13 protein-coding genes are annotated in these 13,110 nt (G+C 36.4%); 1 reads left to right on the top strand and 12 read right to left on the bottom strand.

All coding sequences use genetic code 11. The features are described from left to right. Positions 1-8 precede the first annotated feature (8 nt). The gene (locus ICN35_RS08750; protein ID WP_216126677.1) at positions 9-917 is read left to right on the top strand and encodes a hypothetical protein; all 909 of its coding nucleotides are present in this window, start codon (positions 9-11) and stop codon (positions 915-917) included. A 26-nt stretch (positions 918-943) separates the two neighbouring features. On the opposite strand, the gene ICN35_RS08745 is transcribed toward ICN35_RS08750, so the two are convergent. Genes ICN35_RS08745 through ICN35_RS08690 form a run of 12 tightly spaced genes read right to left on the bottom strand, consistent with a single transcriptional unit; the run spans position 944 to position 13,065 of the window. Then, positions 944-1,489 (bottom strand): methyltransferase domain-containing protein, encoded by a 546-nt coding sequence (locus ICN35_RS08745; protein ID WP_216126674.1) that lies wholly within the window; start codon positions 1,487-1,489, stop codon positions 944-946. Beyond that, positions 1,482-2,690, bottom strand: a complete 1,209-nt coding sequence (locus ICN35_RS08740) for a sulfotransferase (RefSeq protein WP_216126672.1) — start codon at positions 2,688-2,690, stop codon at positions 1,482-1,484. Before ICN35_RS08740 ends, ICN35_RS08745 begins: the two co-directional genes overlap by 8 nt. 35 nt (positions 2,691-2,725) lie before the next feature. Next, on the bottom strand, positions 2,726-3,256 hold the full coding sequence (locus ICN35_RS08735) for an adenylyl-sulfate kinase (protein ID WP_216126664.1): 531 nt from the start codon (positions 3,254-3,256) through the stop codon (positions 2,726-2,728). A 54-nt stretch (positions 3,257-3,310) separates the two neighbouring features. Next, the gene (locus ICN35_RS08730) at positions 3,311-4,405 is read right to left on the bottom strand and encodes an iron-containing alcohol dehydrogenase (protein WP_216126662.1); all 1,095 of its coding nucleotides are present in this window, start codon (positions 4,403-4,405) and stop codon (positions 3,311-3,313) included. After that, positions 4,398-5,537 (bottom strand): phosphonopyruvate decarboxylase, encoded by a 1,140-nt coding sequence (gene aepY / locus ICN35_RS08725; RefSeq protein WP_216126652.1) that lies wholly within the window; start codon positions 5,535-5,537, stop codon positions 4,398-4,400. The genes ICN35_RS08730 and aepY overlap by 8 nt, the downstream gene beginning before the upstream one ends. After that, complete coding sequence (gene aepX, locus ICN35_RS08720; RefSeq protein WP_216126649.1) at positions 5,537-6,838, bottom strand: phosphoenolpyruvate mutase; 1,302 nt, start codon at positions 6,836-6,838, stop codon at positions 5,537-5,539. The genes aepY and aepX overlap by 1 nt, the downstream gene beginning before the upstream one ends. Positions 6,839-6,850: 12 nt before the next feature. Then, on the bottom strand, positions 6,851-7,912 hold the full coding sequence (locus tag ICN35_RS08715) for a GNAT family N-acetyltransferase (RefSeq protein ID WP_216126645.1): 1,062 nt from the start codon (positions 7,910-7,912) through the stop codon (positions 6,851-6,853). An 8-nt stretch (positions 7,913-7,920) separates the two neighbouring features. Further along, complete coding sequence (locus ICN35_RS08710; protein WP_216126642.1) at positions 7,921-8,616, bottom strand: WbqC family protein; 696 nt, start codon at positions 8,614-8,616, stop codon at positions 7,921-7,923. A gap of 7 nt (positions 8,617-8,623) precedes the next feature. Continuing rightward, positions 8,624-9,931: an MBL fold metallo-hydrolase gene (locus ICN35_RS08705; protein ID WP_216126639.1), complete on the bottom strand. Its 1,308-nt coding sequence runs from the start codon at positions 9,929-9,931 to the stop codon at positions 8,624-8,626. Beyond that, positions 9,928-10,875: a hypothetical protein gene (locus ICN35_RS08700; protein WP_216126636.1), complete on the bottom strand. Its 948-nt coding sequence runs from the start codon at positions 10,873-10,875 to the stop codon at positions 9,928-9,930. Before ICN35_RS08700 ends, ICN35_RS08705 begins: the two co-directional genes overlap by 4 nt. After that, positions 10,865-12,166, bottom strand: coding sequence for a DUF4910 domain-containing protein (locus ICN35_RS08695; RefSeq protein WP_216126634.1), 1,302 nt, complete (start codon positions 12,164-12,166; stop codon positions 10,865-10,867). Before ICN35_RS08695 ends, ICN35_RS08700 begins: the two co-directional genes overlap by 11 nt. A gap of 2 nt (positions 12,167-12,168) precedes the next feature. Then, entirely contained in the window at positions 12,169-13,065 is an 897-nt protein-coding gene (locus ICN35_RS08690; RefSeq protein WP_216126632.1) for a bifunctional 2-polyprenyl-6-hydroxyphenol methylase/3-demethylubiquinol 3-O-methyltransferase UbiG, read from the bottom strand. Positions 13,066-13,110: the final 45 nt, after the last annotated feature.

Below are 13,110 nucleotides of genomic sequence, written 5' to 3'. Positions count from 1 at the left end.
AAACCATTATGATGATACGTTTTAATCCATCGGAATTTTCAAACTGCTCTATCTCGCAGAATTATAATTACGACCGAAATGGCATTTTTTTATATAAGAATTTTCTTACGCCCGCTCAATTGCTAAATTTAAATTTTGAGCTTGACGAGCTATTTTCTCGCCCAGTCTTAAATCACAATCACAAAGCATCTATTTGGCTAAATAACCATTACAAATCCATAAGCTCTCCGACATCTATCGAATCTACTAATATCTTAGAATTGGCTGTTGATGTATTTCATCTTCTTATTCCCACTCATGAAATTAAGAAGACAATTATTACCCACCTTAATATTTATTCAGAAATTTCAAATTCAGAAGTTCCTTGGCACGTTGATAGAACAGGACATCAGAAAGTTAGCATTGTCCTCAAGGGAGGATCAAAAGACTCAGGACTATTTAGTTACGTACCAAATTCACATTCGATCAACCACTCTATAGGAATCAAAAATCTAAGTGAATGTAATGATGGCGATCATATTTTAACTGGCTCTGAAGTTTCCAATCTTAAACCATATGCAAAAGAAATTTATGCATCCCCTGGTGATCTTATATCCTTTAATTCCTTAGGCATGCATCACAGAGGCAAATGCCTACAGGAAAGAAGAATAATATTTATTGAATTTCAGTCGATTGATAGCCCGCATGGTAAGCAATCTATTGATATTAATAATCTTAAGTTATCAAAAAAAGTTTTAGATAACCTTCATATATTTTTCCCAGGAAAAGAAGATACTTATTTTAATTATGGGCTTGATTGTTATAAATCACTCGTTAATTATTTACCTAGTAGTGTTATGAAGTTTGCGACTTACGTATTTTTTAAATCACTGATAAGCCGAGTGTTAAAAAAATTTTTATTCATTTTAAAAAAATGATTTCACTTTATCTACTTGCATAAACACTATATCTTTACCATTGTTATTTCCAGATCTATGATTACTCCCGAAAATATTCCCGCCAATGTACTAACAATTTTTTTAAGAAATTTATTACGTATATATATTTTTCTAATGCCGGGCACTGAAAAATACGGAGAAAATGGCATTAAGATGAAAGCTTCATCCGAGATCATGAATCTTGCCTTAGAGTAATACCCCCTCTCCCCACACCATCCAGAAGTTGGCTCAAAAAACCTAAAGGCTAATTCGTGAAATCCCCTTTTATGAGTTGGATCCGCATATGCCGACCAACTGTTCCAATATGGAACCTTTAAGTACATAATTCCACCTTTGCAGAGGATTCTATATGCCTCTTCCATAACAGCCATGAAATCATCGAGATGCTCAATAACATCCTTGGCTACCAAATCACTTACTGAATTTGACTGCCATGGCCACGGCATTTGATTTAAATCATGAATTACTTCAATTCCGTCGAGTGGGGCAATATCGTGATTAATGTATCCTTCAATCAAATCATATCCTGCGCCTAAATTAATCTTATTCATTTGTTCCAATACGGTTTGATTTATTACTTGTTGTGATATATGCCCAGGATATTTTTTCATTTGATCTCCAAAGAAAACCATAACATAGGAATATTCTCTTAATATAGAAATAAGGGGCTGAGACTATTGGTAATTTTTTAGATTTTTTTTCAATAAGAAATATTGAAAAATAATACCGCAAATTCAAATATTTGAGTTCATATGAAAATGGCAGCCAAAGAGTGGCAAATACTAAAAGAATATGAAAATAGGTTGGCTTAACCATGCAATAGCCGTAGTAATGCATTCTTTTTCGCATCAAAACTGATAACCTCAACTTATCAATAAAATTTAGATTTTTTTCCCAGTTATTGCTAGTTCTATCTTTACTCCAGCCGACCGGAAGGTACAATTTTTTTGATAAGCGATCGCCATGCCAATCAAGCCCGCCCCAAGTACTTCGCAGAAGATTACTGCTATATTTAATCCCAAGCCAATTACATAGATCTTTTATCACATTGATTCTTGGTAAATCCTCTAGTTTAACAACCAGAAAATCAATATTCAATTCTTGCCCAAGACGCGCATCCCGTAATATCATACGTAAACTATTATAAAAATGTTCCTCTGTATCATTATCCGGAGAGTAATCTCTAAAATTTTTGATAATGGAATAAAAGTTTGCTCTAGGATCTCTTGTGGTAAATATAAGTCTAGTAGAGTTAAAATCCTCAAGAAAAAGTTTAGTTTCGTACTCTAGGTGGGGATGAAATAGCAAGACTTTAGTCTTCAATATATCTTTTTTATTGCAAATATTGTAAGCACCATAAATTGCTAAAAGTATATTTTTTTTGGAAAGGGCCCTTCTACCAATCAAGCCAACAAAATGTCTCTTAAATTCTGCAGTATCTATTTCGTTAAATTGATTAAGATCAGGCCCAAGCCGATCCCTTCCCTCTTGGTAGTCGTATAAAGATACAAATTTATAAATGTAGTACCCAATAATTTCATCGGCCACATCACAAGCCCTATTATTTTCGACTTTCATCGTGATTGATTCACGAAAGAACTGACTATATATAAGAAAATGCGCTGGGAATGTTAATATTTCGTCATGGTTTTCTAGCAAACTATGCAAATAATCAGAGCCAGTTCGTCCCGTCGCGTTTATTCCGACAGAGTGCAAATCTTCTATATGCTGAATTAGCTTTTCATAGTCCATACTGCGTATATTATCTTTACATTTAGCAAATATTATTAAATTTTTAACTTAAATTGGCATAAATTAAATTTATCTACAATAATATTTAGAGATTTTTTTGGATCAACATTTTCTTTAGAGCAGTCTATAAGTACATCTGGATTTCTCGGTTCATCGTAATTCAAATCTAAACCAGTAACATTCTTCAGCTCTCCTTTATCATACCTGCGATATATACCCTTAGGATCGCGCTTGCGAAGCTCGGAGATTGGCACTTTTATATATATCTCAAAGTAATTTGGTTGATTTTGTCTATTCCATATATGCACATCGCTTATCAATGCCACAGTGCTTACAATCACAATATTTCCTTGCGAAGCAATCAATTTTGCCAACTTTGCGTATTTGAAAGCTAATTCATATCTTATTTTTGAACTATAGTCAGTGGTGGCCGACAGCGCATCTCTTAATTGATCGCCATCAAGAACAATAACTGGATTTTTCTTTCGGATTTCCTCAGATAACAATCCCGCAAGAGTTGTTTTTCCCGCCGCAGATAATCCAGTAATCCAAAATACATATCCCATACCATATACCAATCTAAAGATGTTTCAAATTAAATCCATGGTGGCTATAACCATTTATACGCTCAAGCTAATAATTTTATATATCTCGTCTTTGCCGATAGGCAATATAAAATTATCTGACCTCACACCATCTATCATTTTATCTACCACGCCCATCACTTGATCAGCGCTACAATATTTTTGCAATTTATCTTTTAAATCTAACTTTTTTAATAAGTCATATGTTTTATCTATCTCATTAACTTCAGATGGAGCTAGGCTCAAGTTAATATTTTTATTTCTTATTAAATCAATGATAGAGTTAAGCGTAAATGCAGCTGCCAGGCCATGAGGGGCCATAAATTTCGATGTAATTGGATACGAGATTGAGTGCGCAATTGCGGTTCGAGTTTGATCAATTGATATACCCGCAAGATTGCTACCAATTTGCACCATACTTCGTAACTTTAGATTATTTAAATCATTTTCCAAATGATTTAAATTATTTGAAATAAGCCCTAAAGCACGTATTGAATTTTTTCTTATCGCATATGTTGAGTTTTTATTCCAAATACTTTCCAAGCAATGGGAAATTGCATCAAGGCCACTATAAAGCGTTGTTTCCCATGGAAGAGTCAGTGTATAGTTTGGATCCAGAAGAGCAACTTTTGGATATAGCGATATTCCGGATAAAGATTTTTTGGTAAAGCCTTTCTTATCCCAAATTGTTGCAAAATGCGTTACTTCCGATCCGCTTCCAGCTGTTGTTGGAACAGCGATCATTCTAATTGAGCTTACATTATGAGCTGGCAACTCGCTTTTAAACATCAAATCAAAATCAAAATCAGAGTTAGCCAATACATATGAAAGAATTTTTCCAGTGTCAATCACACTGCCGCCGCCAAAAGCTACAATTAAATCAAACTTTATCGATTCAATAGCCTTTAGATGTCCCTTGATATCATCTACCGATGGATTTGAACTAACAATTAAATTGGTCCAATTTACATCACATGGAAATTGTAATTTCAAATTTAAATCACTTTTTCTTCGTATGGCTCCATTCGAAGTAATAAAAAGTCCATTTTTCGCTTCTGAATAAAATAGGCTCTCCCCATAATCATAAATAGAAGTTACTATTTTTACAGGGGTTCTATTTTCTTTACTCATTCGAAAGAAATCTCATACAATCTTTTTTATTGTCTTGAGGCAATATTTTTGGCCTACCTAACTCAGATCTTGAATTGCTTAAAACCCTTATCTCCAAAAAAGATACTTTTTCTTTTGCGCCTCGCGACCTTTTTATAAAAAAATCTTCTATCTCCTTTAGAGTGCTGGCGTAATGGTACTCATAGTTGCATGCCTCAGTTATTTTTCGTAAATCTACACAATCTATTCCAGATTGCTGACCACCAACTGATTCATGTGTGCCGTTATTGAGAAGCACGTGAACTAAATTTTTAGGCGCTATTCTGCCCACTGTAGCTAAAGACCCCATATGCATTAACAAAGCGCCATCCCCGTCTAGACAAATTACTTCTCTATCTTGCATAGAAATGGAAGCGCCCAATGCAATCGATGAAGCATGCCCCATGCCACCTACAGTCAGAAAGTCAAAGTGGGGTTCCCCCCGTTTTATTCTTAATTCATATAGTTCTCGCCCAGCCTTGCCAGTTGTAACTATAAAAAAGCTAGCTCGATCCGCATAAGTCAAGACCCCCTCAATCGCCGCCTCACGACTTAAGTCTGTTTTCTTTGTATATTTCGGTAAATTTAAAAGTGGTTTATTAGACTCGCTGAATACATTATTCTTAAATAACAAAGCAACGGGTTGATTCTTGGAAAGCATTTCATCCCACAGCTTCTTAACTTCCAGTTCAATGTCAGTGCACTCATCAACCACCAAATAATCGATGTTAATCAAATCTAGCTGATCCTTTGTTATTCTTCCCTGTACCACATGCTGTGGCTCATCCTTATAACCAGGCTCACCACGCCATCCTATTATCAAAAAAATAGGAATTCCATATATATCTTTATGCGCTAACGAAGTTAATGGATTTAAAGCATTACCCAAGCCTGAATTTTGCATATAGACAACCGCAGGAACACTGTTACTAAGATATGCTCCAATGGCAAGGCCAATTGCGCTCCCCTCATTTACGGCTGGAATATGAGTAATCTTTTTATCGTATAAATCAAGCGATGAATTGAAGTTTTTCAATAGCGAATCTGGCACCCCTGAAAACAATCTCACCCCACACTCATAAAGCGTATCAATAAGTAGATCTGGATTCAGCATTATTTTGTGCCCGGAATAAGATTAAGTATCTCATTTATTGACATCATAGATTCCTCTGCTTCAAAACTTCTTTCGTGCCTAAGAATAGATTCAGCAGTTAATCTCATAGAGGGATAAGCACTACGAAGCAATTGATTTGCATAAATTACTATATTTGCACCACAATTTATTAATTCATGCTCCGTCACTTGTCTGTAACTACTTGGAACAACAACAAGAGGCTTTCGATCATCAAATGCATTATATTTTTTACAAAATTCGAATATTTCCGCAGGATCTTTTTTTCTTGAATGGATCATTATTCCATCTGCGCCAGCTTTAATGTATGCACGAGCACGATCTATCGCATCATTAATTCCTTTATCCAAAATCAAACTTTCGATGCGGGCGATAATCATAAAATCATCGGTAGCTTGGGCAAGCTTACCCGCTCGAATTTTCGCACTAAAGTCAACTACATTGTCCTGAGTTTGCTCAACATCCACGCCAAACAGCGAGTTTTTTTTCAAACCTGTTTTGTCTTCGATGATTACAGCAGAAATCCCAAGGCGTTCTAAGGTTTTAACAGTAAATACAAAATGCTCCACAATTCCGCCCGTATCACCATCAAAAATAATTGGTTTAGTGGTAACTTCTAATATGTCGTTAAGCGTTTGGACCCTAGTTGCAATATCAACGGCCTCAATATCAGGCTTTGCCCTAGCAGTAGAGTCGGTCAAGCTGCTGCCCCAGATGCCATCAAAACTCTTTACCCCGCCCGGTATTTCAATAAATGTATTCTCTACAATTGACCCAGTCAGGCCATTATGGGCCTCTAGAAACCTTACTATCGGCTTTACCTTAAGCAAGCGTCTCAGGCTAGATAAACGACGCTCTGGTGTAGTGCCGGAACCGTTAATTTTATGATTAAATTCCGTCGACGATACACCCATAGTGTATGGAATCTCTATTAACTCGCCACCCCACTCTGATAAAACTCGAAGTACCGACTCTCTAGTGTTTTTTTGAATACCTTCTTTCCAATCATCACCATGCACAACATACTCTGGTTTAATACTTCTTAAATTTTCCGTATAGTCCAATGAAGATTGAAAGATGACATGCGAAACACCTTTTATGCTCGCGATAATTCTTTTTCTATCCTCTGCGCACATATAAGGCAATCTTTTATAGCTAGCGACAGCCTCATCTGTTAGCACACCTACAGTGACCTCGCCCAATTCTGCTGCTTTTTGAATAATGTTTAAATGTCCAGTATGGATTATGTCTGCCGCCATACCTACATACACTCTTTTTTTCATTACGATCCCTTATTAATTAAAAGTTTTTGAAAGTAGATATATTGCAAAGTGATGAGTAGAAAAACCCTCTTTAAATCCCGCAATATCATTAGCTTTAATTCCGAGCTGAGAATCGCGATACTGCGATCTACCAATGGATAACCACCTTACACCAAGCATTTTCATTTTGTTGATTGCCATGTACATAATAGGATGGGTGACTGGACTATCATACAAGTCCCTAGAGTAGGCGGCGGACCCATAAATACACTCATCCCTAGTATAATTAAAAAGGGCACCGCCAACCATTTTGCCTTCATGATTTAAGCTAAAAATGAATATTGCCTTTTTTTTCTTAATGAGCCCAAACTGAGCTTCCCATGCTTGATCTGACTTAGTCTTTCTTCCTGCGGCATTGAAATGGAGACTAATAAATTCTCCCCACCTTGCCTCATCACCAAAATCATCGACATGCAGCGTCCACCCATATTTCTCAGGCTGTACCTGAGAACGAAATCTTCTCCTCAATTGCGATTTAATTAAATCAATTGAGAGTGAGAGATCAATATATAGCCCATGCTCCATATCACATGAAAAACCCTCATTTCTACCGCGAATTTGCCATTCGCTCAACCCATATTGCTCCGCATATATTTCTTGGGTATTCCATTGCGCTCCAGGAAATTTCTCGATGAACTCTTGTAAAAATTGGTAACAATTTTTTATAATTTTTTTTACCGATGTCTTGTTTAAACTTTGGACCAAAAGAGGGGGCAATATTTTTTTATCGTAACTATATATTGGATTATGAACATCCCGGGGGATAAAAAATAGCGGCCAAATACCGCATGGCTTTTTATCATGAAATAACACAATTGAAATATTATGTACGATTTCAGTATTACCTCTCAAGTAGTTATGCTGATACTCAATCATTTCACTTGAATAAATTACCGGTAAGTACTTTAATTTTTTTTCAATAAGCATCCATTCATCAAGTGCATCATCAAATTTCTGATACTGCACTCCATCAGAAAAAGTAAACGCCCCTGTATCTGGTATTGTAAATTTTGAACTTGGTTGAGGATACGCCATTATTAAAGTTAATTCTCAATAATGTTTGCGCTATCAATACCGCAATTAAATATTAAATCCAATGTAGACAAGTAAGGAATAAAATCCTCATACAATTGGCTATACTGCGGGTGAGAATATTGAAAATACTCCACGGGAATGCCAGCTAATTCAAATGAGTTTGACTTGCTTAGATAGTCCTTTGAGCCCGGTGGAGAGATGTATTTTGTGGCTAAAAGTTTTTTGCAAATCTTAGCCAACAAATCTGCATTACGACCCTCACATCCAAGAGTACTCGAATAAATAATCTCACAATCTATAAACAAAATTTTTCTAAAGAAATTTATTAATGCCATATTTAAATCAATCAGATACTTATAATTAGCGTTATATATACAGGCCAGCTCTTCTTTATACTCACAATAAAACTTATGCTTTGAGTAATTTTGCTGAATTGATTTGATATGATTAATGGGGAATTTATTTGAGTAATCTATTTCTACCTCATAAATTAACTGCTCTCGAATGCCACTATTTTTTACAGGGACTGTTAACCAACTTTCACCATTACGTGTCTTAATTCGATTTCTTTGTTGCCATGATCTTTTTGAAAACTGTACATTATCTAATATCACAAATTTATTAACCGACTTCATTAATCCAAAATAACCCAACCACGGTAAATATGTTGGCTGCATGATCGCAATATTTACAGACGGTTTCATGTTGCAGTTAGATGATAAGGTGGTTTAAAAATGTATAGCACTTTGGGTAATATTTATTTGATTCTCTGTAATAATCTATGAGCCTGCCACCATCCACCATGTTCCACGACATATCATTTATTAATAAAAGTATCAGCATATCCCGCGGCACAGTAATTTTAAGGTAATCTGTTTTTGGCATAAATCCTTCGCTTAATGATTGACGCCTGATCAACTCAGAACCAAAATCAATTTCATGAAGAACTCCAAACTCCTCTTCGACTTCTATATAAAATCGATAGTCTGGATAAAAGTCTTCACGATTTTGCATGCTCCACATGCGCGCTCTTGCCAACTTTAACAACCTTTCGACTGGGACACTTGAATTAAATTTAAAATTTTGATGTCTGTATTGAATATTCGATAGGCTTCTGGCATAAATATCCCTATCAGATTCACTGAAAAACTGATACTCATCAGATGGCATCTTTGTTTGATTTGCTAAATCATAGGACTGCCCAGAGTTTAATAAAAGTAATTTCTCTTCAAAGCCATGCTCAACAAAATACTTGCTATAGGCGCCAGGGCAGGATAAATGGGGAGCATAACTATTCATTAAAAATCGATTTCCAGCGATTACATATTGATCGGCAAATGGAATTACTTTTTTTGGATCTAATTTTTTTACCACAGACATCAATGAAGCTACAGCCCCGCCGATAATTCTACCTCTCTCCAAAAGCTTTTCTTCATGTTTAAGATTCGAATAACATGCAGGGTAAGCTGATCCCCCACTATAAGGCAATAAAGCCAAATCAAGCTGTCCATACGTTTCTAATATATAGTCGATCCCGATCTTATGTGGTTGGCAATCATTTGCGTTATAAATTAGCCAACCATCCCACTGAAGAATTAACCCAGAATCAATAACATAGTTATATTCATGTTCTGGATTAGCCTCAACCATATCTACAATCAATCCCGGCTCTAGTTCATACTTAGAATATGGTTTTACTAAATGAATTTTCTTAAAATTGAGGTTATTTTTTTTTAAAAATCGAGTTACAAAATTTGGTATATGAGGCTCTCTATCCATAACAATTATTTCTGCTGATGAATTAATATGAACAAGAGTCCCTAAGGAACAGTGATCCTCATGTATGTGCGATATGTACACATAATCGATATCACTAATATCTTTAATATCTACCTTTAATGGAGGATAGTGGTACCAGCTTCCATAAATTATTCCATCATCCATCCATGGGTCAAATAAAATTTTTTTTCCATTATGTTCAATAATTGCTGTTGCGCCGCCAATATTTGTGATTTTCATTCACCACCTCCAACAACTTCACCTACTGCCAGACCAATTCCAGATAGGCCATAGTTATTCCCGTTATATAGCATCCAGTACCTGCTATTCGCACAAAATACATGGGGGTAAGTAATCATTTCATCATCCCAACCATCCAGTGATACATCGATATTTGCTAATTTATCGTTACGTATAAAGTTAATCCCATCAGCTGATTCTGCATAGCCAATTCTATAGTTATGCTGTAGGTCATAGTCAGCGCCCTTATAACCAAACCACATTCTGTAAATATTTCCATCCCGAATAACGCTTGGTCTGGCAAGCGCGTGCTCGCCTGGAGATCCAAAATCTATACAAACATGACCTTCTCGCACCCAATCTTTTCCATTTCTAGAATGGGCGTATTTAATATTGTATTTTGGACGATCGGGATTAATCCAGCCCTCCCCCGAAACATAATACATTCGCCATAAGTCACCGTCCCTGATAACCATTGGTGACGCGTTTACAAAAGGCTCAACGTTTGTTCTCTCTAATATTGGCGCACGTGAATATCTTTGAAACTCTAATTCTTCTAAATTACCGATCGCCAAACCACTATAAAAGGAATACCTAGTAGTAGCGCGAGGATTCCAGCCCACATAATATAGCAGGCGCTCTGATCCATCTTGAATAAAACTACATGGCATTACCCCATTATCATCAAATGTTCCCAAATCCCCTAACCCAAGAACCGGCTTCGAAATTATTTTTCCTGAATTTATCGGGTTGCTTAAATCAATAGTTGCAACGCCCACCCTAGATCTATTGAGATGATCTCGCCCCCCAAAATATATATTTATATTTTTATCATCTAAAACCTCTACTGTCGGCAGAGACATGTGAGTCTGATTCCAAAATAGATCTAATTGAGGCGTCAATATCCTCCCAATTTTTTTCCACTTTATAGGCTTAGTAAACATTGCTTACCTCATCTCTAACTTCAATTAAATTATGCTTATGCAAAACCTCCACTATCGGGTATAACTCCCAAACTGGCGTTTTGCAAAAATCGGCAATTTCAATCAATGAATGGCTACCATCAGCCCAAGTTAATACATTCATCAATAATCTTGTTTTCTCATTTTTGATCTTCGTTGAAATGGTTGGGTAAATTCCCCTCTTACTCATAAAGGGCTCGCATGCAAAAGTTGCCCTTGGATATATATTGTTTTCAATCGCCTCCAAAGCAATCCTTAACGACTCAAACCCACCAAGCAGCCCCTCAGGGGTTACTACAGTACCCAATGCATCTAAGGAAGTGTGATACTCAGGGTAGCTTCCGTATTTACTTCGCATTATCGATGCAACAGGTAGGTTTACATTTGGCGAACAATACTGCCGCTCATCACTCCCCCTGTCATCCCATGAGTATCTTGAATAATTCGGATCAATCCACTTTAGTGTGTGCTGAGCAACTTGATCGCTTAATGTGTTACCAAATCGAGTAGGAAGATATGAGTACGCCCTGTCGTCCCCCACACACGTAACATTGAAACCTGCTATCACTTTTTCTTGCAGATGTTTAATATGCTTACTTAGATAGCATATAGAACCAATTGTTTCTGGCACAAATATAAATCGATATGAATACTTACGTCTGCTTTTTTGAAGAATTGTTTTTGCAAGAAAAGTCGCAACGCATGGACCCGATAACTCATTATTTGCCATAGATGGGTGGCAAACATACGTTGATATAAAGATTTCCTTCTCTGTTTCCCCTGGAATGCATAACTCCCCGTAGGTTAAAAAGCCCTCAAAAAGTTCCGTATCAATATGAACCTCATACTCACCATCAGGCAAATCTCTTTTTTCATCTTCGGAAATGCAAAATCCCCAATATTGATCATAATAAGAGGTGATATAAGGTATTGCATTTGGTTGAGAAGGGAGGGAATGCAGATGAGGAAGCAAATCTTTAAGCGGCATCTTTGATCTAAATGGCACGCTATAGCCAACCAAATGGAGGTTACAAGTATCAAAATCACATATTTTTTCCCCATCGGGACGAATAATATACGCGCTATTTACTTTCCATTCTAAAGGTACTCTCCAGTCAAAAGCCTTAGCTCCCGTTGGCACTTCAACAATTTCCAAGTCCTCCAAATACTCAGATTTAATAATGTTTAGTGTTTCACGAACACCTTGGCCCGTTATGCTTCGATTGAGTGGCCACAGTTTTTTTGCAAGGGCATAAATATCATTTCCGATCATTATTACTTCTTTATTGCCTCTACAACAAATGCCGAGCATAAAAACATACCACGCCAACCCAAAGCATCATGCTCCAACTTTAAAGCCTCATGACGGAATAGCGAAGCGTCATCATTTGCCAATGATGGAGGTGCGGGATGGTAGTGGTACCAAAGTAAATTTACCTCGCTAAATCCACAACGTTCGAATAACTCATTCATAGTTAATGGATTATGAAATTTTGAAAGTATGGAATCATAACCAGGGGAATGAGAATCATCATCATGCTGAGTGCGCGGGCTTGGCAAATCCATAGAAAGTCGAGGAATTATATTGTTGCTAATTTTATTTTTTAACTCTCCAGAGACTCCCAAAAGTAGATCGTCCATGATAAATTCATAGGTATATCTATTGAAAGTGAATAATGAAAAAATTTTATTTCTAAACTCAATAAAAACAGATCCACCAGGCTTTACCATTGAAGCCATATTTTTTAAGCACAATTCATCATTTCGTACGTGAGGCATAACCCCCATAGCAACTAATGCATCGTATTGCCCGCCCCTCATCAAATGAGTGTATGACATCGAGTCCTGAATATCGGCCAATATTAAAGAATTTTCGTCAAGTGAATTCGCAGTAAAATTTAGTTTTGCTTTTTTTATCATTTCAGAGCTAATATCAAACCCGGCGACTTTAATTCCAAGTTTTGATAAATTTACTAGGGGCGTCCCCTCTCCAACACCAACTTCAATAACGCTTTTCACGCCTTTATTTAAGAAACTATTAATTAACAACTGTAAGCGGAAATAATTCGCAGGATATTTTTTCGTTATATCCAACAAATTTTCTGGGTCATATTGTTTATGATAGTTATTAGCGCCTGCATCGTAATGCTGTGCAACTGATTTATTATCCATGTGTTATCTCCAATTATAATATTTTAGATTTTACCTTGATTTTAA

It is taken from the genome of Polynucleobacter sp. es-GGE-1, from assembly GCF_018882005.1.
In the GTDB taxonomy this organism is placed as follows: domain Bacteria; phylum Pseudomonadota; class Gammaproteobacteria; order Burkholderiales; family Burkholderiaceae; genus Polynucleobacter.
Note: the sequence above shows the minus strand (reverse complement) of the source record. Positions and strands in the feature narration are given on the sequence as shown.